Source organism: Streptococcus sp. STC1396, from assembly GCF_058933875.1.
On the sequence record NZ_JBZYCU010000002.1, the window covers coordinates 17,876 to 41,725 of the forward strand.

21 protein-coding genes are annotated in these 23,850 nt (G+C 43.0%); 4 read left to right on the forward strand and 17 right to left on the reverse strand.

Features of this window, described 5'->3' with window-relative positions; translation table 11 throughout:
• The first annotated feature begins 163 nt into the window (after nucleotides 1-163).
• Nucleotides 164-1,612, forward strand: coding sequence for an alpha-amylase (locus AC5FEC_RS00880; protein WP_493660991.1), 1,449 nt, complete (start codon nucleotides 164-166; stop codon nucleotides 1,610-1,612).
• A gap of 73 nt (nucleotides 1,613-1,685) precedes the next feature.
• Here the strand turns inward: AC5FEC_RS00880 and AC5FEC_RS00885 are convergent, their stop codons facing one another.
• The 14 genes from AC5FEC_RS00885 to AC5FEC_RS00950 form a co-directional block, all read right to left on the reverse strand.
• Nucleotides 1,686-2,543 (reverse strand): alpha/beta fold hydrolase, encoded by an 858-nt coding sequence (locus AC5FEC_RS00885; protein ID WP_493660992.1) that lies wholly within the window; start codon nucleotides 2,541-2,543, stop codon nucleotides 1,686-1,688.
• 222 nt (nucleotides 2,544-2,765) lie between these two features.
• Complete coding sequence (locus AC5FEC_RS00890; protein ID WP_493661075.1) at nucleotides 2,766-3,803, reverse strand: M42 family metallopeptidase; 1,038 nt, start codon at nucleotides 3,801-3,803, stop codon at nucleotides 2,766-2,768.
• A gap of 86 nt (nucleotides 3,804-3,889) precedes the next feature.
• Nucleotides 3,890-5,035 (reverse strand): FtsX-like permease family protein, encoded by a 1,146-nt coding sequence (locus AC5FEC_RS00895; RefSeq protein WP_493660993.1) that lies wholly within the window; start codon nucleotides 5,033-5,035, stop codon nucleotides 3,890-3,892.
• A 3-nt stretch (nucleotides 5,036-5,038) separates the two neighbouring features.
• A complete protein-coding gene (locus tag AC5FEC_RS00900; RefSeq protein ID WP_493660994.1) occupies nucleotides 5,039-5,719 on the reverse strand; it encodes an ABC transporter ATP-binding protein in 681 nt (226 codons plus the stop codon).
• Nucleotides 5,712-6,293 carry a TetR/AcrR family transcriptional regulator gene (locus AC5FEC_RS00905; protein WP_493660995.1) on the reverse strand — a complete coding sequence of 194 codons (582 nt, stop codon included), beginning with the start codon at nucleotides 6,291-6,293 and terminating at the stop codon, nucleotides 5,712-5,714. The genes AC5FEC_RS00900 and AC5FEC_RS00905 overlap by 8 nt, the downstream gene beginning before the upstream one ends.
• A gap of 113 nt (nucleotides 6,294-6,406) precedes the next feature.
• Nucleotides 6,407-7,408: a UDP-glucose 4-epimerase GalE gene (gene galE, locus AC5FEC_RS00910; RefSeq protein ID WP_493660996.1), complete on the reverse strand. Its 1,002-nt coding sequence runs from the start codon at nucleotides 7,406-7,408 to the stop codon at nucleotides 6,407-6,409.
• A gap of 77 nt (nucleotides 7,409-7,485) precedes the next feature.
• Entirely contained in the window at nucleotides 7,486-8,970 is a 1,485-nt protein-coding gene (gene galT, locus AC5FEC_RS00915; protein WP_493660997.1) for a UDP-glucose--hexose-1-phosphate uridylyltransferase, read from the reverse strand.
• Between the two features lie 74 nt (nucleotides 8,971-9,044).
• The gene (locus AC5FEC_RS00920; protein WP_493660998.1) at nucleotides 9,045-10,223 is read right to left on the reverse strand and encodes a galactokinase; all 1,179 of its coding nucleotides are present in this window, start codon (nucleotides 10,221-10,223) and stop codon (nucleotides 9,045-9,047) included.
• Nucleotides 10,224-10,399: 176 nt separating this feature from the next.
• Nucleotides 10,400-11,536 (reverse strand): ABC transporter ATP-binding protein, encoded by a 1,137-nt coding sequence (locus tag AC5FEC_RS00925; RefSeq protein ID WP_493660999.1) that lies wholly within the window; start codon nucleotides 11,534-11,536, stop codon nucleotides 10,400-10,402.
• Between the two features lie 21 nt (nucleotides 11,537-11,557).
• Complete coding sequence (gtfA, locus tag AC5FEC_RS00930; protein ID WP_493661000.1) at nucleotides 11,558-13,003, reverse strand: sucrose phosphorylase; 1,446 nt, start codon at nucleotides 13,001-13,003, stop codon at nucleotides 11,558-11,560.
• A gap of 176 nt (nucleotides 13,004-13,179) precedes the next feature.
• Nucleotides 13,180-14,013, reverse strand: a complete 834-nt coding sequence (locus AC5FEC_RS00935; protein ID WP_002912289.1) for a carbohydrate ABC transporter permease — start codon at nucleotides 14,011-14,013, stop codon at nucleotides 13,180-13,182.
• 13 nt (nucleotides 14,014-14,026) lie between these two features.
• Entirely contained in the window at nucleotides 14,027-14,893 is an 867-nt protein-coding gene (locus AC5FEC_RS00940; RefSeq protein ID WP_223310273.1) for a carbohydrate ABC transporter permease, read from the reverse strand.
• A gap of 13 nt (nucleotides 14,894-14,906) precedes the next feature.
• Nucleotides 14,907-16,166 (reverse strand): extracellular solute-binding protein, encoded by a 1,260-nt coding sequence (locus AC5FEC_RS00945; protein ID WP_493661001.1) that lies wholly within the window; start codon nucleotides 16,164-16,166, stop codon nucleotides 14,907-14,909.
• Nucleotides 16,167-16,178: 12 nt separating this feature from the next.
• A complete protein-coding gene (locus tag AC5FEC_RS00950) occupies nucleotides 16,179-18,341 on the reverse strand; it encodes an alpha-galactosidase (protein WP_493661002.1) in 2,163 nt (720 codons plus the stop codon).
• 140 nt (nucleotides 18,342-18,481) lie between these two features.
• Here AC5FEC_RS00950 and AC5FEC_RS00955 point away from each other — a divergent pair, with 140 nt between their 5' ends.
• The 3 genes from AC5FEC_RS00955 to birA all read left to right on the forward strand — a co-directional run bounded on the left by AC5FEC_RS00955 (nucleotide 18,482) and on the right by birA (nucleotide 21,349).
• Nucleotides 18,482-19,315, forward strand: a complete 834-nt coding sequence (locus AC5FEC_RS00955; RefSeq protein ID WP_493661076.1) for an AraC family transcriptional regulator — start codon at nucleotides 18,482-18,484, stop codon at nucleotides 19,313-19,315.
• Between the two features lie 82 nt (nucleotides 19,316-19,397).
• Nucleotides 19,398-20,399, forward strand: a complete 1,002-nt coding sequence (locus AC5FEC_RS00960; protein WP_493661003.1) for a LacI family DNA-binding transcriptional regulator — start codon at nucleotides 19,398-19,400, stop codon at nucleotides 20,397-20,399.
• A 14-nt stretch (nucleotides 20,400-20,413) separates the two neighbouring features.
• A complete protein-coding gene (gene birA / locus AC5FEC_RS00965; RefSeq protein WP_217472754.1) occupies nucleotides 20,414-21,349 on the forward strand; it encodes a bifunctional biotin--[acetyl-CoA-carboxylase] ligase/biotin operon repressor BirA in 936 nt (311 codons plus the stop codon).
• A gap of 107 nt (nucleotides 21,350-21,456) precedes the next feature.
• Here the strand turns inward: birA and AC5FEC_RS00970 are convergent, their stop codons facing one another.
• From AC5FEC_RS00970 to AC5FEC_RS00980, 3 genes are read right to left on the reverse strand one after another with little or no spacing between them, the layout of a single operon-like run.
• Nucleotides 21,457-21,648 (reverse strand): DUF3272 family protein, encoded by a 192-nt coding sequence (locus tag AC5FEC_RS00970; RefSeq protein ID WP_037617201.1) that lies wholly within the window; start codon nucleotides 21,646-21,648, stop codon nucleotides 21,457-21,459.
• Nucleotides 21,649-21,686: 38 nt separating this feature from the next.
• Entirely contained in the window at nucleotides 21,687-23,351 is a 1,665-nt protein-coding gene (gene dnaX / locus AC5FEC_RS00975; protein ID WP_493661004.1) for a DNA polymerase III subunit gamma/tau, read from the reverse strand.
• Nucleotides 23,351-23,848: a GAF domain-containing protein gene (locus AC5FEC_RS00980; RefSeq protein ID WP_037617253.1), complete on the reverse strand. Its 498-nt coding sequence runs from the start codon at nucleotides 23,846-23,848 to the stop codon at nucleotides 23,351-23,353. Before AC5FEC_RS00980 ends, dnaX begins: the two co-directional genes overlap by 1 nt.
• Nucleotides 23,849-23,850 lie beyond the last annotated feature (2 nt).

Sequence of the window (23,850 nt, forward strand, 5' to 3'; positions counted from 1 at the left end):
TTAGATAAGTCCATTATACTCTGTAAGCGCTTTAAATTCAATATAACATTCCTTTTATCTACGGAAAAAGTAAGAAAAGTAAAAAATTATTTACGCAAACGTTTGCGTAATCATTCTTCTTTTGGTAAAATAGACTCATCACTAAGAATGTGAGGTATCTAGTATGGAAAATCAAACATTAATGCAATATTTTGAATGGTACTTACCAAATGATGGACAACATTGGAATCGCTTGGCGGAGGATGCTCCGAACCTAGCATCAAAAGGCATTCGCAAAGTTTGGATGCCGCCAGCTTTTAAGGCAACGAGTTCAAATGATGTTGGCTATGGAGTTTATGACCTCTTCGACTTGGGTGAGTTTGACCAAAAAGGAACCATCCGAACAAAATATGGTTTTAAGGAAGACTACCTAAAAGCTATCCAGACTTTGAAAGCCAACGGCATTGAGCCAATGGCCGATGTGGTACTTAATCACAAGGCAGAAGCAGACTGCAAAGAGCGCTTTACCGTCGTTGAAGTGGATCCTAACGACCGAACCAAGGTCTTGTCAGAACCTTTCGAAATCAAAGGCTGGACTAAGTTTACCTTCCCAGGCCGCCACAAAGCCTACAATGATTTTGAATGGCATTGGTATCACTTCACCGGTACGGACTACGATGCCAAAAACAATAAGTCTGGCATTTACCTCATCCAAGGAGACAATAAAGGCTGGGCAGATGATGAGCTGGTGGACAATGAAAACGGCAACTATGACTATCTCATGTACGCCGATATTGACTTCAAACATCCAGAGGTCATTCAAAATCTCTATGACTGGGCTCACTGGTTTATCGAAACAACTGGAGTCCAAGGTTTTCGTTTGGATGCTGTCAAGCACATTGACTCCTTCTTTATGAAGAATTTCATCCGTGATATTACTGAAAAATACGGCGAAGATTTCTATGTCTTTGGAGAATTTTGGAATGGCGATGAGACAGCCAATAACGAGTATCTAGAAAGTATTGACTATCGCTTTGACCTTGTCGATGTCAAGCTCCACCAAAACTTCTTTGATGCCAGCCGAGCTGGAGCAGACTATGACTTACGGACCATTTTTGACCATACTCTGGCAAAAAATCATCCTGAGTCAGCCGTGACCTTCGTGGACAATCACGATACTCAGCGGGGACAGGCTTTGGAGTCCACTGTCGAAGAATGGTTCAAGCCAGCAGCCTATGCTCTCATCCTTCTACGAGAAACTGGACTTCCTTGTGTCTTTTACGGAGACTACTATGGCATTGAGGGCCAGTTTGCTCAGGAGAGTTTTCAGGATGTGCTGGACAAGCTTTTGGATGTCCGCCTCAACCTAGCTTATGGCGAGCAGACTGACTACTTTGACGATGCTAACTGTATCGGCTGGACTCGTCAAGGAAAGGACGGGGGTCAGCCAATCGCTGTTGTTGTCAGCAATGACCAAACAAGCAGCAAACGTATGCTGGTCGGTTCAGAATGGGCCAGCAGAGAATTCAGAGATTATCTGGACAACAGTTCTCAAATCGTGACCATTGACGAAGAAGGCTGGGGAGAATTTCCAGTAGAGGAAAAGTCAGTCAGTGTCTGGTCTGTCAAATAATCTGTATATTCAAAAACGAGAGGGGAAAATTCCCTCTCGTTTTTCTAGTATTTTAAGCCCTGTAGAAGCCTTATTATTTTAGAAACTGCTTTATTTTTTCTGACAACTCATCACTGCCATAATCATGCACATAGTGAAGGCAGTCCAGTAGAATCAGCTCTGTCTGTGGATACTGCGCTGCAAAATCCTTCTGGAAGCTCTGCCATTCTTCCTGACTATAACCAGTCCCTCGGCCATTTGAAGAAAAGAGCAAGATCGGTCGTTCAGGAAGCTTTTCTCTAGAAACTGCCTCAGCATTTTGCTTAACCTGCATGACCTCTTCATAAACAGCATTTGACAATGGACGACGATAGAAAAGAGCCTTGTATACCTGCTTTTCTTCTGCTGTCAAATCACCAGCCGCAAGAGCGGGAACTTGCTTGTCAACATCATAAAATACCCGACTTAAGCCTAAATTAGCAGCCATTTGTAAGCCTTTATAAACCAAGGGGTAAAGGCTTAGGTTGGTGTAAGAACTTGGCAAGGCTATATCCAGTCCGATAATGCCTTGGACTTCTTCAGGATATTTTGCAACCCAATGAAGCGCTTCTAGTCCAGCCATAGAGTGAGCCACCAATGTATATGGACCCTTGATTTCAGCCTTTTTTAAAGCCTGCCTCGTCTGGGCAAGTACCGTGTCAATATCTCTGCTATCCCCTTCGCTGTCATCGCTGAAGCCATAGCCCAAGCGTTCAACAATAACAACCCGATAGTCTTTTTCCAATTTAGAATAGAGGCTCTTAAAGTCAAGAATAGGGGACGTTGTGCCACCGCCCGCCAAAAAAACCAGCGTCTTTTCTCCCTGACCAGCTACATAGATATTCATTTTCTTGCTGCCTACTTGAACCAGTCTCCCCTGCGGGTTATCAAGTAATTTCTGCTCGTTATTCAAGCAAAGCTGATGATAAGTGAAGATGAACACTAGAGTAGTTATAATTGTAATAAATAAAAATAGAAGAATTTTTTTCAAATACACCAACATCATAACTTTCCAAACAACTTTAATCTATCTTCAAGACTCGACAAAAACTTACCCACTTGAACAAAACAACTATCTGATTTCTATTATGATACTCAGATTTTTTGTGTTTTACCCAGCTTAGATGTCCTACTTTTACTCCACCAATCCACTTCTTAGATAAGCATCCACCATGCGCTCTGTCGCGACAACCGAATCGATATGCGTACGCTCATAAGAGTGGCTGGATTCGATGCCAGCTCCTAGCAGGGCATGCTTGACTTCTGCTCCTGCGCTCATAGCTGCAGAGGCGTCTGAACCGTAAAAGGGATAGATGTCTAGTTTGTAAGGAATGTCTTGCTCCTTGGCTAAATTTACCAAATGCTGCCGGAAGCCATAGTGATAAGGTCCTGAAGCATCCTTGACACAGATGGAAACCGTGTACTCATCTGTTTGCTGATCGTCACCCATAGCCCCCATATCAACTGCCAAATACTCCACCGCTTGCTCTGGCAGGCTGGAATTAGCTCCATGACCAACCTCTTCAAAGACACTGAAGGCAAAATGAGTCGTCACTGGCAGCTGAATATTTTCCTCTTTGTAGACGCGCAGAAGATTGAGCAAAATAGCTGCGCTGACCTTGTCGTCGAGAAAACGGGACTTGATAAAACCTGACTCAGTAACTGTTGTTCGCGGATCAAAGGAAATAAAATCGCCGACTTCGATTCCCAAATCCCGCGTTTCTTTCTCACTCGTCACCTTTTCGTCCAAACGCACTTCCATATTGTCTTGAGTCCGCTCCACCGTCCCAGCATCCTTATAGACATGACAGGAAGTCTGGTGAACTAAGATAGTCCCGCTGATAGTCTTGCCACTGCTGGCCACATGGACTAGACAGTTTTCTCCTTCAATCATATTCCAAGGGAAACCGCCAATCCGATCCAGTTTGAGACGACCGTCAGACTTGACCGCACGCACGATAGCTCCCAGAGTATCCACATGGGCCGTCACGACCCGATGTTGGACATCATTTTCTCCCTTCACCACGACATGAACTCCGCCTTTATTGGTTCGGACAGGCTCATAGCCCATTTCTTCCAGCGTTTTTACCAAATAGTCTGCCACCTCAGCCGTAAAGCCTGTTGGGGAAGGGATAGCCGTTAATTCTTGTAAATATTGAACAGTTTGATTCATCATTTTCTCCTCATACTTTTCCATCATTATAGCATAAAAAAGGCTTTCATACAGGTTTTTCCTGCATAAAAGCGAGATGAGGTTTCTTATTCAGCTAGCATGACTTCTTTAAGACTCAATCGTCTAATAGCTCGGAAATAATAAGCGACAAGAAATTCATAAACCATTACAAAAGCTAAAAAAGAAAGGAAGCAAAGCTGCATATCAAATGAGTAATCAGGCACGCCTTGAACATCTTTTACAATGACTTTAAGCAATAATTTCATGATTCCGTATTGATAAGCTGTTCCTAAGACAAAGCCTAGATAAGCCACTACTCGATATCTGGCTAGAATAACTTGATAACATTCCTTTTGACTGTAACCAAAGGCCTTCATCAGAGCTAGACTGGCTTTGTTTTCTTGAACAACCGTTCCTAAACAAAGCAGCAAAACTGAAAGTGACAACACAAGCCCTATGCCCATCATCATAGCTTGAATACTGCCATCAATAAACTCTTTCATTCCAAAGGAAAGCTGCATCATAGCTGCAAAGGAAAAAGCTGCAAAAATGACAAAAAAAATCAGAAGTTTCCGTTGATAAAAATGAACTGCACTCAGCTCTTTCAAAAATGGTCGGTCAGATTTTACCTTGTGACGCTTATGCTTGACCCGCGTAAATTCTAGTCTCCTCAGCAAATAGAGACTCGGTTGCTTTAGTTTAATAGCAGCGTAGCCAATCCCTAATAGAGCAAAAATAAGGGTCGGCAAGACAACTAAAGCCCCCAGCAATTCCCAATGAAAATGAATGTTAATAAGAGGCAGCAGAGATTTTTGATTTCGCAAATCATAAAAATCCTGCATAAAGAAGAATGAAGCTCCGAAACCAAGGAACGTTCCTAGAAAAACCGAAAAGCTAAAGACCCAGAAATGTCTGGCCAATTCGAAATTTTGGTAGCCTAAAGCTTTGAGAATTCCTAGCTCTTCTTTATGACTATCAATAAACTGCTTGATATAAAAGAATAAAAGCAAAACTGCTAAGAAAGAGAGAACACCTCCACTCACCAAGGAAACAAATTTAGCAATGAGGACTTGAGCATCATAGTAGGCCTTAGCAGGTTGAGATAACTTCTCAATATTGATTGCTTGAAGATCAATATAAAAATTGACAAATAAAGTAGAAACTAACACCGCACAAAAACTGATTATTGATACAACAAACAGCTTGCGTAAATCCTTAATACCGATTACCATAGCCTACCATCCAATCTCTTCTACGCTTTTTGGCTCTTCATTAACCAAAATCTCTTGGATTTTTCCGCTGTTTATCTTGACAACTGTCTTAGCTAGCTGAGCGATATGCTCATTATGAGTGACCATTACCAGAGTAAAACCAAGTTCTTCTTTCATTTGAGCAACGTAGGAAAGAATCTGGCGACCAGTCGCTTCATCTAAAGCTCCTGTTGGTTCATCAAGAAAAAGGACCCGTGGTTTCTTCGCTAAGGCTCTGGCAATAGCCACGCGCTGCTGCTCTCCTCCTGATAATTCACTAGGATATTGGTGAAGTTTGTCCCTAAGCCCCATTGCTTCAAGAACTGGCAGGTAATCTTGATTATTTGCTAGGTGGGCTCCCATTTTAACATTCTGCTCTACTGTCAGCTCTTGCAATAGATAATATTGTTGGAAAATGAAAGCAACCTGTTCCTTACGAAACTTTGTCAACTTGCTTTCGCTCAAAGAGGCAATATTTTCTCCATCATATAGAACCTCGCCCTGATCTGGCTTTTCTAAGCCTGAAAGAATATTGAGTAAGGTTGACTTACCTGAGCCAGAAGCTCCCAAAATAACCAAATAATCTTGGTCTGCAATCTGTAAATCAATACCTTTTAAAATTTCATTGGTACCATAAGACTTTCTAACTTCCTTTAGTTCAATCATGATTTCCTCCCAATAATTCTTTTATAAAAGCTGTAAATACTTGTGTCAGCATAGGCAGCAGTTCTGCTGATGAAAATCGATAGATTCCTGCAGCAGTCATACTGGCAATTCCATGTGAATAAATAAATAGATGTTGGTAGAGCTGCTCTGACAGCTGTCTTGAGAGTCCATATTCCTCTTGAATAGACCGAATCATTTGTTCATAGCTGTAATCTTTGATCGGCAAAAAGTCAGCAAACTTATCGATGCGACGCTCAGGCTCATTCATAAAAATCAACTGAAAAAGCTGGGGCTCCTCAGCTGCAAATCGAATATAAGCAATCCCAACAGCACGAAAGGCTTTTTCTTCCTGTAATGCGATTTCAACTTGTTTGACAAAGGTCTTCTCAGCAGCAATGACAATAGCCTTGCTCAACTCTTCCATGTTATCAAAGAGACCAAAAATGACCTTAGAAGAGGACTTTAATTTAGCAGCAACAGCTCGTGCCGTGACAGCCGACCTCCCCTCTTCTCGAACAAGATCTAAACAAGCTTCAATTATTTCTTCTTTAGTGAATTTATTTTTTGGAGGCATTGATATCTCTTTCTAACACAAATGTTGCGCAACAGTTGTTTCTTTATATAATTTAATCATAATTTGATTCAAAAAGCAAGAAAAAAACCAGCTTTTCTAGCTGGTTCGTCAGTTTATCCTCTGTCATCATAGCCATTCGGATGACTGGAATGCCATTTCCAAGCGGTTTCGATAATGGTTTCGATATTGTCAAATTTCGGCTGCCAGCCCAGAATATTTCTTGCTTTCTCAGAGGAAGCAATCAGCGTATCCGGATCCCCTGGGCGCCGCTCTGCTATTTCCAAAGGAATAGGATGTCCGGTCACCTTTCGGGCTGCTTCTACAATCTGCAGGTTGGAAAAACCAGTCGAAGAACCAAGGTTAAAGGCATCTGAAGGATGTCCAGCACGCAGGTGCTCGACAGCCAAAATATGGGCGTCAGCCAAGTCGAAAGGATGGACATAATCGCGGACATTGGTCCCGTCCGGAGTATCATAATCATCTCCAAAGACGGCAATCTTCTCACGTTTGCCCTGAGCCACCTGAAGCACGATCGGTAGGAGATGGGTTTCAGGTCCGTGGTCCTCGCCGATTGAGCCGTCGGGCTTGGCACCGGCCACATTGAAATAACGCAGGGCTACAAACTTGATGCCATAGGCCTGGTCTGCCCAGCGCATAATGGTCTCCATCATGAGTTTGCTCTCACCATAAGGATTGATAGGCTTTTGCGGAGTTGTTTCCAGAATCGGCACTTCCTCAGGAATACCATAAGTCGCCGCTGTCGATGAAAAGACAATGTTTTTAACGCCGCATTCCTGCATGACCTCCAAGAGAGAAACCATGCCGGCTGTGTTATTGTCAAAATACTTGAGCGGGTCCGCCATAGACTCTGCCACCAGTGAAAAGGCAGCGAAGTGAATGACTGCATCTATTGATGGATGTTTGGCAAAAACGCTACGCATAAAGTCCTTGTCAGCCAAATCTCCCTCATAAAAGACTGCCTGCGGATGAACCGCTGCGCGGTGGCCAGTCACCAAATTATCAACGACGACTACATCTTCCTTACCTGCTTCTACCAAACGGTCTACCATGTGCGAGCCGATATAGCCAGCTCCACCTAATACTAAAATTGCCATGTTTCTCCCTTTCTCATCTTGATTTATACTTTAACTATTTTATCAAAAATAAGGACGAATGAAAACTCTTGCTACAATTATTCTTCTTCCAAACCGACAGATTGGACGAAGCGCATGAAAGCCTCCTGTCCATCATCTGTCCGCTTGTAAACTCCCGCATCTTCCAGCACGCGGCTGAAAATTTGTCCAACCGAGGCCTGAACTACTCCTTCCACCGTCTCAGCGGTAACATCTGGATTCTGCTCTTTGAGTTGATTGGCCCACTCCTGATGATAGGCAGCAACCTGACAGTCTTCTCCCAGCAAGAAAAGTTCCACCTGCTTGAGTTCTTCCTTGAGCCGAGGCGGAAGAATAGCCAGTCCCATCACCTCAATCAGACCGATATTTTCTTTCTTAATATGCTGAACGTCTCTATGAGGGTGATAAATGCCGTCTGGATGTTCTGGGGAAGTTTGATTGTCCCGCAAGACCAAGTCTAGCTCAAAAAATCTATCTTTTCTGCGCGCAATCGGTGTGATGGTATGGTGCGGCTCACCCTCAGACTCTGCCAACACCTGCACACTTGGGTCAGAATAAACCCGCCAAACTTGCAAGATTTTGTTAGCCAATTCAATCAACCGTTCCTTCTTCTCAGACCTCAGACGAATGACGGACATGGGCCACTTGACAATGCCTGCCTCTACCTCATCAAATCCGCTAAAAGTAAAGCTGCAATCCAGCTCTGCTATTTCCATAGGGAAAGTATGACGTCCACCCTGATAGTGGTCGTGGGTCAGGATGGAGCCACCGACAATCGGCAGATCGGCGTTGGAGCCAGCGAAATAACCCGGAAAGGTCTCCACGATGTCCAGCAAGCGCTCAAAGGTCAGCCGACTGATAGCCATGGGAAGGTGCTGGCTGTGCAGAAAGATACAGTGCTCGTTAAAGTAGGCATAGGGCGAATACTGGAAGCCCCACTCCTGTCCAGCCAAATCAAAGCGAACAATCCGATGATTGGCGCGAGCTGGGTGATCCAAGCGCCCTTGGTAACCTTCATTTTCCATGCAAAGCTGGCAGGCTGGATAATTACTGTTCTTAGCCTTTTTAGCTGCCGCAATTTCCTTGGGATCCTTTTCTGGCTTAGAGAGATTGATGGTGATTTCCAAATCTCCATAAGCGGTCGGTGCTTTGAAAGCAATGTTTTTAGCAATAGCCTTGACCTTGATATAGTCATTTTTTTGACTAAGCTGGTAAAAATCAGCCACAGCTTGCTCGGGATTGGAGGTATAAGTCGTCCAGAAGTCCCGATTGAGCTGGCTAGGGGCTGGGGTAATCAAGTTCATGAGATCTGCTCCTAGTATATCCTGCTCAGCTAGGGTATGACCAATTTTCTCACTTCTTACAGCTGCAGCTACCAAGTCATCCTTCAGGTCAATTAGCTGCTCAGCCGTCGTCTCCTGCTCAGCCACTGTCTCTCCAACCAGAGCCATGACACGATTGCTTAGATAAATGGCGTCCATTTCCTCAAAAGTGCTATTGTCAATCACTGCTGATACAAAAGCATCCAGTAACTTCTTGGGCATAGATCTTCCTTTCTCTTGTTATCTTGTTAGTAAAGGGCTAGCATTGCTGTCAGCCCAAGTTCCTTTTCTGTGATTTAGTCCAGCACTCGGCTTCCGCCAGCTACTTCTGCAATGTAAAAGCTAGGGGTATAGCCGACGACTTCTTGATACTTGCGGCCAACATTTTCTTTGAAAGTGTCTACCGCATCCTTAGCAACTAAAGCAATGGCGCAGCCACCGAAGCCAGCTCCGGTCATACGAGCCCCAAGAACACCTTCTTGCTCCCAGGCTGTGTGAACCAAGGTGTCCAGCTCTAGACCAGTCACTTCATAGTCATGCTCCAATGAAACGTGAGACGCATTCATGAGACGGCCGAATTTGTCAAGATCGCCTGCCTGCAAAGCTGCCCGTGCTTGCAAAGTACGTTGATTTTCTAAAACAGCATGGCGAGCCCGTTTGAGACGATTTTCGTCCTCTATCAGATAACTATACTCATCAAAAGCCCATTCGTCCAACTCGCCCAAGGTTGCGATAAACAGCTCACGATTGAGTTCTTCAACAGCTTTTTCGCACTCCGCCCGACGCTCATTGTACTTAGAGTCCGCCAACTCACGTCGCTTGTTGGTATTCATAATCACTACGACATTGTCCTGGAGATCAAGCGGCACCAAATCATACTCAAGAGTATTTGTATCTAAGTAAATAGCCCGCTGGTCAGCTCCCATTCCAATAGCGAACTGGTCCATAATGCCAGAATTAACCCCGATAAATTCATTCTCAGTTAATTTACCGATTTTCACTAGGTCCAAACGTTCCAACTGCAAATCAAAGAGTTTCTCAGCAATGACACCCGTCAAAAGCTCTAGAGATGCAGAAGAAGACAAGCCCGACCCGTTGGGAATATTTCCATAAACATAGATATCCATGCCTCGGTCAATCTTATGACCCGCCTCCTGCAGAAAATGCAGAACTCCTTTCGGATAGTTGGTCCAGTTATGCTCAGGCTCAAAGTGCAGGTTTTCCAGTGGCACTTCAATAATCCCTTTTTCTTCAAAATTCCCTGAGAAGAATCGCAAGAACTGGTCGTCCCGCTTGCGAGCCGCTCCATAAGTTCCTAGAGAAATTGCTGCAGGAAAGACATGGCCGCCATTGTAGTCGGTATGCTCACCAATCAGATTGATCCGACCAGGTGAAAAGAATGTGTGATCCGCTTCTACTCCAAAAACTTTGGCAAAATCTGCGCGGATTTGCTCTACTGAAATGACATTTGACATAAGCTATACTCCTTTAAAATAAATGTCCGATATTGTAATCGTTTTCTTGATTTTATTATAACTATTTTCGAGTAAAACTTCAATAAATTTAGTAAAATTTTACTAATTTCATAGGTAGATTTTTTGTAAAAATCCAAACAGTAATCTGTCTGGATTATTTTATAAGGAGCAATAGATTAGAAAATATTGTCTTCCGTCTCAGCATCAAAGTAATGCGCCTTGTTTAGGTCGAAGCCAAGTTTAATACTGCTTCCAGTATTCATATGATCACGTGCATCAACTTTGGCAACAAACTCACTGCCACCAACAGTACAGTAGAGGTGAGACTCCGCTCCAAGCAACTCAGAAACAGAAATCTTCGCAGTTAGAACCGACTCAGGGAAGGTTTCCAGAAAGGCTGGTTCCATGTTGATATCTTCCGGACGAATACCAAAAATCAACTTATTGCCTTCATAGCCCTTCTCCCGCAACCCCTTAAGATTGCCCTCTGGGACTTGGAGACTGAAGTCTCTGTTTGGTCCGATAAGACGACCATCTTCCAGTGTCACTTCAAAGAAGTTCATAGCTGGGCTGCCAATGAAGCCGGCAACAAACTTATTTGCCGGATGTTTATAGACTTCCTGCGGCGTACCAATCTGTTCCACTCGACCAATCGTTCCAGTTCCAGCAGGATTCTTGGTCGCTGACATGATAACGATCCGATCCGCCAAGGTCATAGCTTCAGTCTGGTCGTGCGTTACGTAGATAGTTGTTGCCCCGATACGGCGGTGAATCTTGGCAATCTCCGCCCGCATAGAAACACGCAGCTTAGCATCCAAGTTAGACAGTGGCTCATCCATAAGGAAAACCTTTGCATCCCGAACGATAGCGCGTCCCATTGCTACCCGCTGACGCTGACCACCAGACAAATCAGCTGGCTTGCGTTGCAAGAATTCCTTCAAGCCTAGGATTTCTGCTGCTTCGTTCACCCGTTTGTCAATATCTTCCTTGCTGTACTTGCGCAGCTTGAGACCGAAAGCCATGTTGTCGTAGACAGTCATGTGTGGATAAAGGGCATAGTTCTGGAAGACCATGGCGATGTCGCGGTCTTTTGGTGCTACATCATTGACCACTGTACCGTCAATAGAGGCAGTTCCTTCTGTAATATCCTCTAAACCTGCAATCATACGCAGCGTAGTTGATTTTCCGCAACCAGAAGGACCGACAAAGACGATAAATTCTTTGTCCTTGATATCTAGATTGAAGTCTTCCACTGAATAGTGATCGCTGTTGGGATATTTTTTATAAATACTTTTCAGATTTAATTCTACCATTCTTCTTCTCTTTTCTTATCTCTATTCAAAAGTAATAGCTTGACCATTTTCACTCGCGCTATATGTCAATTCTTTGAGGTTGATAACTACTTGAGCAGTGACTGACTTATCTGCATTGCTACGGACAATCCGGAGGCTATTTTCATCCAATAGATTCACTTCAATAGTGCCATCTAGATCAAAGGCAGCAGACTGGTTGCGGTAACTGAAAATCTTGAGCAAGGCTTGCACAACTGGACGCTTGACTTCTTCAGCAATCTCCTCATTACTGTAATAATGACGGTTGATATTGCGGCCTTCCTTAGTGTTTTCTAGCAGTTCAAGGTCATTTTTCCCAGCTAAGAAACCAACATAATAGACCTGTGGAATCCCTGGAGCAAAAGCCTGAATCAGACGGCTAATGAAGTACTTCTTGTCGTCATCGCCCAAGGCTGAGTAGTAAGTCGAGTTAATCTGGTAAATGTCCAGATTATTGTACTCAGCCGAGGAATACTTACGCTTGACATTGGCCCCGACCTTATATAGTTCATTGGTTGCAAAGTCAATTTCTTCATCAGTCAAAATATCCTTAACATCAACAACCCCAATACCATCGTGAGTATCCAGTGTTGTGAATTGCTTCATAGGACTCATTTCAAGCCACTTGACTAGACGTTCAGCTTTACCACTGTATAGAGAATAAAGAGTTACCATCGGCAGTGCAAAATCATAGACAAAGTAGCCATGCTCTGCAATCTTGAACTGGATAGAATAATGCTCATGAATTTCTGGTAAAATATCCGTCCCAAACTCAGCCGCTTGCTGCTGGACTTTTTCTAATATATCCCAGATTTCTGGCTCAACAAAGAAATCATTGGTATCTAACTTTTTGACTGCATAGGCAAATGCATCTAAACGAATCAGATCACAGCCATGCTCTGACAGTTGACGCAATGTTTTCTTGATGAAATCATTAGTTACCTGACTGCGAACATCTAAATCAATCTGCTCTTCACCAAAGGTGTTCCACAGATACTCGGTGCTTCCATCTGCAAAGACGATTTCTTGCTTAGGTGCACGATCCTTACGCTTATAAATCAAATCAACATCAGCTTGCGTCGGACGATTTTCCGGCCAAAACTTATCCCAGCTGAGAAAGAGGTCACGATACTCACTCTGATCCTTCTTTTCCTGAAAATCCTTATAATACTTGGACTGGCGTGAGATGTGGTTGATCATAAAGTCAAACATGAGATAATATTTCTCGCCCAGCTTTTCTACATCCTCCCAGTCACCAAAGGCTGAATCAACCTCTTCATAGTCTACTGGGGCGAATCCCCGGTCACCAGTTGATGGGAAGAAAGGGAGCAAATGCACTCCTCCAACAGCATCGCCAAAATGCTTTTCTAAATTGTCATATAAATCTTTTAAATTCTCCCCCAGGCTGTCTGAGTAAGTAATCAGCATGGTCTTATTTTGAATAGCCATAGTCTTCTCCTCTAAAATCTTGTCTTATATACTCTTTCCCGTGCGCTGAATGGAAAACGCCCTAAGCTCTGTGCGAAAAAGATGAATCTTCCAAGAAGCTGAAGCTTCATTTTCAGATTCCCTATTTTTCCACAGCCGTTACTAATTCAGTAGTTTACGGACTTTGTATCTTGAGCTTACTTCACTGCCCCGTTGCTCATTCCAGCAATAATGTTGCGCTGGAAGATGAGATAAACGATAGTAATGGTGATAATCCCAACAACATAAGAAGCAAAGCTAGGTCCATAATCATTAAAGTATTGACCTGTGTAGTTATATTGGAAGAGTGGAAGAGTCCACATCTTGGAGTCTTTATTGAGTACCAAGAGAGGAAGCATGAAGTCATTCCAGAACCAGAGGGCATTGATAATCATGGTTGTAGCATGCATGGGTTTCATCATAGGAAAGATAATCTTGAAATAAGTAGTAAACTTTCCAGCACCGTCAATTTCTGCTGCTTCATCCAGACTGTCTGGAATGGAAATCTTAATGTAGCCTACATAGAGAAAGAGAGTCTGTGGAACAGCGTAAGCCAGATAGAGGATAATTAATCCCCAAGTGTTGGCTAGTCCTAGCTTACTCATCATAACTGTAATAGGGATCATGATAACTTGAAAAGGAACGAAAATTCCTAAAATCAAGAGAGTATACATAATACCAAAAGCTTTTCTCTTAGACATATTACGAGCGATAGAGTAAGCAGCCATTGGAATAAAAATCATGACAACAGCCAAAGATAGAACCGTTATTACAATCGAATTCCAATAGTAGCCTCCGATACCATCAGCCAAAAGGCGTTGAAAATTTTCTAAGGTCGGTTGAGTCGGAAATCCGAAAAAATTATTAACGATGTCTTTGGTAGACTTAAAGGAACTGAATATCGTTGCTAAGAGTGGAATTAAAATGATAATAGACCCCAGTGTTAGCAAGATATATTTACTAAAATTAGCTTTTCTTTCTGCATTTTTCATCGGGCTTCTCCTCTTAGATTTCAAATTTCTTAGATACTCTCAACTGGATAATAGAAATAACCGCAATCAAGAGAAACAAGATAACAGCAATGGCATTGGCATAACCAAATTGATTGCTCTTAAAAGCATAGTTGTATACCAGAAGTCCTAGAGAGGTGGTCGCATTATTCGGACCGCCGCCTGTCATGGCAAAGACCTGGTCAAACGCTGTCAAACCACCTTTTAGAGCCAAGATAAAGACCATGGAAACGCTTGGTAGGAGATAAGGAAGTTCCACCTTCCAAAAGATTTGTTTGCTGCTAGCTCCATCAATTCGAGCTGCTTCTGTAATCTCAGTCGGGATAGACTGAAGACCAGCTAAGAAGATAATAATGGGCATGGCTACCCCTTGCCAAAGTAAGACGAAGATTGCTGCAAAGATTGCACCGCCATTCGTTCCTAGAAGACTGGTTTTAAGAAATTCAATTCCTAAGGAATTCCCTATAGCTGGCAATCCGTAGTTGAAAAGTTGCTTAAAGATGAGAGCCACAGTCAATCCAGATAGAACAGCAGGGAAGAAAAACCAAGCTCGGAAGAAAGTTTTCCCCTTTATCTTCGAGTTGAGAGCTCGTGCTATCCAGATTCCCAGCATAATCTCACCAACCACCATACAAATAGTAATGATAAAAGTAAAGCCTATCGCGTTCATAAACTTGGGATCGCTCATGAGGAGCATAAAGTTATTGAGTCCAACAAACTTATAATTATAGGTCAAACCAGTCCAGTTTGTCAGGCTGTAGAAGGCACCCTGAAACATGGGCACATAAAAGAATACAGCCTGTAGTACAAGGGGAACTAGGACAAAGAGCCAACCCCAATATTTCTCAATCAATTTTTTCATAGTAGATCTACTCCTACTCTACGTCTGCTTTCATCGGATTGAAGAAGGCATTTAGTGCTTTCGCCATATCCTCTTTGTTTCCAGTTGTAATATAGTTCCCAGTCAAGGTATAAAAATCACTTTCACTGGTCCAGTCTTGAGCTAGCCAAACGAGATGTCGGTCTGTAAATGCTAGTTCAGCAAGACCAGCTAGCGGTGCATCTGACCCAGCTTCCTTGACACCTTCAATAGCTGTTGGTGAGCCGTCCACGTCATAATATTTCTGCATAACTTCTGGACGCGACATATATTCAACAAAGGCATTGGCTTCTTTCTTGTGCTTACTACTTGAAGAGATAGACCAAGCTAGGTCTCCTGCTCCAATGGTCAAGCTTTGTCCTTTTTGCTTTCCAGGGAAAGGGAAAGTTCCAACATTAAACTTAGGATCTTGCGCATTGATTGCTGTGATAGCCCAAGAGCCATTTGGAGTCATCAGGGCATCGCCTCTAGCGAAGGCACCGACAACATCAGTATAGCCTGCTCCCTGCCAGTTGGTTTGCATGGCACCTTTTTTGCGGAATAAATCTAACAGCCTGAAATCATCTTTAAGCACTGAATCTGAAGACTTTATGGCATTTGGCTTGGAAAAACGTAGGTAATCATTCGCTTCCTTGCCGCCACCTGTAGAAGTGGCAAGAGCTAACTGATGATAACCATTCAAGGTCCAAGTATCTGCTCCTGCAATGGCAAAAGGCGTTTCCCCTTTTGCTATAATCGTATCAACTAATTCTTCAAATTCCTCCCAAGTCTCTGGAACTTTCAATCCCAGTTCTTTAAATTTATCTTTGTTGTAATAGATACCATAAGCATTAGCAGTATAAGGAATATTGTAAATTTTCCCGTCAATCGCATATTTATCTGCGTAATGATTCTTAACCCGCTTGAGATAATCTTTATTAGATAAATCTTCAAAGTACCCAGCCTTAGCCCATTCCTGTAATTCAATAGACTGGGGATAGATATTGACAACATCTGGGATATCTCCAGCCAGAACGCGAGTTTTGAGTACTTCACCAGCGTTAGGGACGTTTACCACTTTCACATGCACATTCGGATTTTCTTTTTCAAAGTCTTTGGCAATCTCACGAAGGGTATCAACCATTTCACCCTTCTGATTGAAATACTCAATCGTTACCTTACCATCTGTCGACTCCCCTTGGCTGCTGCAAGCTGACAGCCCCAAAAGGGACAGTCCTGTAATAGCAGCTAAGCTCATCTTTTTATACCATTTCATGGTCTAGCCTCCTTATTTTTTAATAAAATGCAACTGTCTGCTAAGATAATCTCCTTGCGGAAGATTCATAGTGATACCAGCATACATGAGTTCTGCACCTGAGTAAACTGCACCATTTCCCTGTAGCTCATAAAGCCCTTCTTCCTCTAAGTCTTTTAGTTTCAAGGTTGTTTCCATTGTTTCCACAACTGATAAGACTCGGACATATGTTACAATCGTTTGATCTTCATAGTTAAATTGAACCGCTGCTTCATTGGAGCCAACATCTGGATTGATTAGCCTATACTGACGTCCTAGCTGGACCACTGGCCGTAATTCTTTATACAACTTCACCTGGTCTGCAATCGCCGCTTTCTCTTCATCTGATAGACTAGTCAAATCAAGCTCATACCCCAAATTTCCCATCATAGCCACATGACCACGAGTTGGCAGCGGAGTAATTCGTCCCATCTGATGATTAGGCACTGCCGACACATGAGCACCCATTGAAATAGTCGGATAAAGATAAGAAGACCCATATTGGATTGGCAAACGAGCTATGGCATCGGTGTTGTCACTAGCCCAGACTTGAGGGAAATACCGCATCATACCAAGATCATTTCGTCCACCACCACCTGAGCAGGACTCAAAGAGAATATTCTCATATTTCTCTGTCAAATATTTTACAATTTCATAAAGCCCCAAGATATACTTATGCGACTGCATTTGGGTCGCCAGATAGTCAGTGCCATTCCCAAGATTGGTAATATTACGATTCATATCCCATTTTATGTAGTCAATATCGTGCTGACTTAATAACTGATCCAGTGTTTCTTTGATATATGCTACCACATCTGGATTAGCATAATCCAATACGAGTTGATTGCGAGAGTAAGTATGATCCCGATCAGGTACTTGAATAGCCCAGTCTGGATGTGCCCGATAAAGCTGACTGTCTACGGAAATCATTTCTGGCTCAACCCATAAACCAAATTGCAATCCTTTGCTATGAACTTCTGCTATGAGCTCTGTCAAACTGCCACCTAGCTTATCTTCATTGACAAACCAGTCGCCCAGAGCTCGATTGTCATCAAAACGGTTGCCAAACCAGCCATCATCGAGAACAAAGAGCTCAATACCAACTTTCTGTGCCTCATCTGCTAACTCTAGCAACTTCTCTTTTTTGAAATCAAAGTAAGTTGCTTCCCAGTTATTGATTAAAATTGGCCGCTCTCGCTTCGCAAAAGCTTTAGGAATGATATGCTCTTGAACAAAAGCTTGGCTCTCATGACTAAGACCAGTCAAACCCTGAGCCGAATAATTCAACAGAGCAACAGGACTATAGAAAGTTTGCCCCGCTTCCAGTTTCCAAGCAAAGTTATCTTCATTGATACCGATACCTAGCCGCACTTCATTCAACTGATTTTGCTGAATCCAAGCTTCAAAGTTTCCGCTATAAAGGAGCTGAATTGTCCAAACTTGACCAGCCTCTTCCGTCGTTTCACTATCACAAAGGATAAGGCTTGGAGTCTGCGCGTGACCAGAAGCTCCTCGGTTGGAAGCTATTTTGAAAATTCCCTGTTCTAGCTTGTGACGACGAACTGTTTTTTCCCTAGCATAAGCTCCCTGTAAACTAATCACATCATAAGCACCTGCTGGCAAATCTGTCATTAAGCTCAAGTTCTTATGTATGACTGCTGTCTCTCTACCGATATTTTCCAGCTTAGTAAAGGTTGCAATGGTATTGCTATCCTCAAAAGCTGTGTAATAGAGAGTGAGGCGTAAGTGAGCTACTGTATCCTCTAAAATAAAGGCCAGTGTTTCTGCATCTTCTGTACTGTGAGGGCTAGGCAGTCCTGGAACTTCCAAACCTCCCTTAATCAGCTGACTTTCAACAAACCGAAAATCTGTTACTTCATTATTAGCATGTTGGACTTGCAGAGAAGGTTGCCGGAAGTCTCCTAAACCATGCTGACCCAAAACCTGTCGCTGAGTATCTAAGCTAAAACTCCGCTCATTCGACCTCGGATTACCAGAAAATGCATGGTCTCGCTCAAATACTGTATTGGAAAAATGATAGGATTCAATTTTTCTGCCTAAGTGTTTAAGCAAAAGGTAGCCATCCCTTTCCTCAATTATAAGACTGGAATTTTTTGTATTGATGTAGAATAGATGCTTGTCTATTTTGATAGCCATTTCTGAACCTCCATATTTACTAATATTTTACTTTTTGAAATCGCTTCCTAAAATAGAATTATGTTAGGGAAATATGGTAAAATGTTAGGTAACAATAAAAAAATACAATACTATTTCTAATGTACGGAGATGTAAAAAGTATGCTTATATTTTCTGAATACCAGACGGGAACAATTGATTTATTATTAGACTTTTACGGCTATGAGGATTGCCAGCCGAACTATTCTTTCGGGCCTGCTATTCGTGACGGTTTCGTCCTTCATTTTATTACAAAAGGCAAAGGTGTCTTTCACTATAAAGGAGAACAAATTTTCCTGAAAGCTGGTGATTTATTCCTACTAAAACCAAACGAACTAACTTACTATAAAGCAGATTTTGAAGATCCTTGGTCCTATTATTGGCTCGGAATTAGTGGAACAAAGGTTTCGGATTATTTTAACTTATCAGAAATTGGCAAAACAGGATTTCTAAGAAATTCAAGTACTACTCCTACTGGTAGTTTGGGAAAGTTTATTATAGATATTATTCAAGAAGCTGAACATTCCCAATCTACCATGTTAAGTCATTTACAACTTCTCGCCATGCTCTATGAACTACTATTTAAACTAGGGAAACTCGCACCAAACCAACAGCTCCTGAAACAACAAAATTCCACTTATCAGTTGTATATAGATACCAAACGTATTCTAGAAACTCGCTATCCGCTTGAACAACTGAGCATTCAAGGTATTGCTAATGAACTAAATGTCAATCGCAGCTATTTGACAACCATTTTTAAAGAATACAATGGACTCTCTCCCAAAGAGTATCTGCATTATATACGGATGCATCGAGCTAAACAACTCCTCGAAAGCACCCGTGAGCCTATCCAATTTATCGCCTATTCTGTCGGTTTCTCAGATCCCCTTTACTTTTCAAAGGCTTTTAAAAAATATTTTGGCTTTTCACCCAGCTCATTTCGAGAACAAAGTTAAGTTTTACTAAACTTAACTTTGATATTTACTATTTTTTGAGTTATAATTTATGTAGACAGTAAATTAAAAAGGACCAAATCAAATGGCTACGATTAAGGATATTGCCCAAGCTGCTGGGGTCTCTCCCGCTACGGTCTCTCGCGTACTCAACTACGACCCTGCCATGTCGGTCAGTGATCGCACTCGAAAAAAGATTTTTGACATTGCTGAGCAGCTAAACTATAAAAAATCAAGAAAAACTAAGCCAAACAGGACTCAAGCCTACCGTATCGGGCTTATCGAATGGTACACCGAGCAGGAAGAGCTTGATGACCTCTACTACTACTCTATTCGCTTGGGTATTGAAAAAAAAGCCCAAGAATTGGGCTATGAGATTCTCAGAGTGTTTCAAAATGATTCTCTTGAGCAATTGAAAGACATTGATGGCTTGATTGCTATCGGCAAATTTAGCCCAGTTCAAATTCAGCAGCTGGAGCAGTATAGCAACCACTTAGTTTTTGTCGACAGTGATACGCTCAATGCAGGCCACAGCTGTGTAACGGTTGATTTTGAGAATGCTGTACAGAAAGTTCTTCAGCACTTCATAGCCTCTGGTTTTGAACAGATTGGCATGATTGCCGGGCAAGAAAGAACCTCTGACCAGACTAGCATCATCAGTGACCCTCGTCTGGCGAGCTTTCAGCGGTATCTATCTGACAAAGGAATCTTTCAACCTGACTTTGTTAAAGTGGGCAATTTTTCTTCGGAATCAGGCTATCAGATGATGACTGAGCTTCTTAGCGAGTACAAAAACCAGCTGCCACCCGCCTTCTTCATCTCTAGCGATGCTTTGGCTATCGGTGCCTTAAGGGCTCTGCAAGAACACGGAATCCAGGTTCCCCAAGATGTCAGCATCATTTCATTTAATGATACCTCTATTGCTAAGTACATCTATCCAAGTCTCAGTACGGTCACCGTTTTTACAGAAGAAATGGGCAAGCAGGCTCTGCATATTCTGGATCAAAGTTTAGCATCCGAAGAGAAATCCATTCCCTATATGGTCAAACTTTCTACCAAGCTGACCATTCGAGAAAGCAGTATCTAACAGAAAAAGAACGAATGAAAACCTACGAAAAATTATTTACCATTCTCAGCCAAGCTGACGATTATGTTAACGGAGAAAGCCTGGCTCAGACATTAGGCATTTCCAGAACCTCCATTTGGAAGGCCATTCAGCGCTTGGAAAAAGAAGGGGTGCAGATTGATTCTGTTAAAAATCGTGGCTATAAGCTTAAAACAGGAGATTTACTGATTCCAGACCTGATTGAGCAAGAGGCACCTATCAAGGTTTCCTTCAACCCCAACTGCCAATCTACTCAGATGGATGCAAAAGCAGGTATGGAAGCGGGTGGTGAGGCAAACACCCTCTATCTGGCTGCTGCTCAATCAGCCGGCCGCGGCCGCTTCGGACGATCCTTTTTCTGTCCCAATCAAGGTGGCTTTTATATGTCCCTCCATCTCAAGCCCAACCTGCCTTTTGAGCAAATTCCTTCCTATACCATTCTGACAGCAGGGGCTATTTATAAGGCAGTCAAAAATTTGACCCTCATGGATGTGGACATCAAGTGGGTCAATGATATCTACTACAAAAATAAGAAAATTGCTGGCATTTTGACCGAAGCCACTACTTCAATCGAAACTGGCCTCGTCACAGATGTCATTATCGGAGTTGGTTTTAATTTTTGCATTAGTGACTTCCCCAAGGAACTGCAAAATAAGGCTGGATCGCTCTTTAGCGCCCCAGCTCCCATCACCAGAAATGAATTGATTGCAGAAATTTGGACCTGCTTCTACGAAAGTGACCCAGAGGAGCTCATTTACCTTTACAAGAAGCAATCCCTAGTTCTAGGCCGACAAGTGAGCTTCCATCAAAACAATCAAACCTATAAGGGGATCGCCCGTGACATCTCAGACAGTGGCCAACTCCTAGTCCAGTTGGGGAACGGACAGGAAATCTGGCTCAACAGCGGGGAAGTTTCCCTCATCAGCTGGTAAAGGCAAAATGGAAGCAACTGCTTAGCTAGCACCTTTCAGAAGATAAGAAAAATGGCTCCTTGTCACCTACTGTGGTGACAAGGAGCCATTTATTTCACTTTGAACATTTACTTATTCTTCAAATGTTTATCAATTTCATCCACAATCCGCCCCATGACATAGCTAATTTGCAGATTGCGCCCAATCAGAAAGGCCCAGAAAATAGCCATCAGGTAATGTTCAGACATGATTGCTTCGTTAAAAAAATAAGTTTCTAGGGCTGTAAAAGCCGCCATTACAATAAATTGTCGTCTATTCATAATTCTATTATAGCATGAAAAACAGCAAAAATCTAAATTCAGTCATCCTGTACAGTGATTTTCTCTGCTAAGAAATCAAATCCCTCAGGAATCCAGCTTTCTTCCTGCTTTTCAGCTGCTTCTGCTTTATTGCTACGACTTCTAGCTGAAAATTCTGCCCGTATCTGAGTCCAATCTTCCAGAGAAATGGCCAGAATATCTGGTGAAAACCCAGCAGCATTGCTGAGCAGATTCCCAAACATGGTATTGAGATTTTCTCTTTTCATGGTCTGCTCAGCATTAAAATTAGATTCAAAAGCCAAAATAGCATGGTTTTCGTTGGCCGCTACCGGCTGCGAACCAATGAGCAGAGCCTTGTCCGCGCCTGCCAGACTCTCGATAATTTCTCCCCAAGCATTTTGCAGCTTGGTCAAATTACCACGAGCCAATTCAGGATTTTCCACCGCTTCTTCCAAGATGGCATTGACCTTATTACGGTCCACCCGATAAGTCTTGGATTTCTGAGGTCGTACTTCTGCTCTTTTAACTGCTGGAGCTGGCTGACTGCCGACGTTGGCTAATTGCTGCTTGAGCTGCTGGATTTCCTGCTTGAGCTTCCCCAATTCTTCTGCCAAGTTGTCAGGAATCTCATCCAAGCCTATTTTTTCCTCGGCCAGCCGAATGGTCATCATCTCCGTATAAATCTTAGGTTGCAGGCTGTTTTTGATGTCTACCAGACTCTTGGTCGCCATCTCAATCATGGCAAAGAGAGTCTCCTGCGGTATCTTGAGATTTTCCAGAAAAAGCTCGCTGGCATGAGTATTCTCCCCGCCAGTTTTGACAATGAGCAAATCACGCAGATATTGCAGGAGGTCCGTCACGAAGCGAGCCATGTTTTTGCCACTGTCAAAAATCAGATTGAGATTATCCAAGGCTGCAACTGCATCATGAGCAATCAAGGCAGCCACATAGGCATCCAAGGCTCCCAAGCTGATAGAGCCTGTGATTTCCTCAGCAATGTCCGTAGTCAAACGATTTTCCTGAGTCAAGCTAAGAGCCTGATCAAGAATAGAAAGGGCATCTCGCATACCGCCTTCAGCTCGACGGGCAATAATCTGCACACCTTCCTGCTCAAAATCAATCCCTTCCTGCTCCAAAATCCACTCAATATGACCAATAATGTCCTGTGTCTTGATAGACTTAAACTCAAAACGCTGGACGCGGGAAAGAATGGTCGCTGGAATCTTATGCAACTCTGTCGTCGCTAGGATAAAGACTACGTTTTCTGTCGGTTCTTCCAAGGTCTTGAGCAAGGCGTTAAAAGCCCCTGTCGAGAGCATGTGCACCTCGTCAATGATATAGACCTTGTGCTTGGCGAGACTAGGTGCATAGGTAGACTTGTCTCGAATATCACGAATCTCATCAACTCCATTATTAGAGGCCGCGTCAATTTCGATGACGTCTTCAAGGCTCCCCTCAGTGATAGCCTGACAGATATAGCAGTCATTGCAAGGCTCACCGTCCTTTTGATTAGGACAGTTCATAGCCTTAGCAAAAATCTTGGCAACACTGGTTTTCCCTGTTCCACGCGGGCCAGAAAAGAGATAAGCATGGCTGATTTTCCCTTGCTCCACAGCCTGCCGCAGGGTGGTGGCCACTACTTGCTGACCCACCAGCTGACCAAAGGTCTGACTGCGGTATTTCCGATATAAAGCTTGATACATTAGGCTTTTTCTCCAAACATTTCAAAATTCCAAGTCGTTTTTTCAAGCAAAATCTGGACGAACCTTTCCAGATATTCTTGATCTACCTTATCATAATCACCCGTCAAGGCTGAGTCCAAATCCAGCACTCCCAGAAGGCGACCGTCTTTTATCATCGGCAGTACAATCTCACTCTTAGCCCTGCTATCACAGGAGATATAGTTGGCATGCTGGGTGACGTCATCCACAATGATCGTCTGCTCTTTCTCAGCTGACTCCCCGCAGACTCCCTTACCTAATGCAATGTGGACACAAGAAACGCCCCCTTGAAAGGGCCCCAAAATCAGCTCGCACCCATCAAAAAGATAGAAACCAGTAAAAACAGAATTAGGCAGGGCTTGATTGAGCAGGGCGCTAGCATTCGACAGATTTGCCAAGGCATTGGTCTCACCATCCAGCAAGGCTTCCAACTGATCTAGCAACAGTTGATAATTTGAAATTTTATCTTTTGTGTTCATAA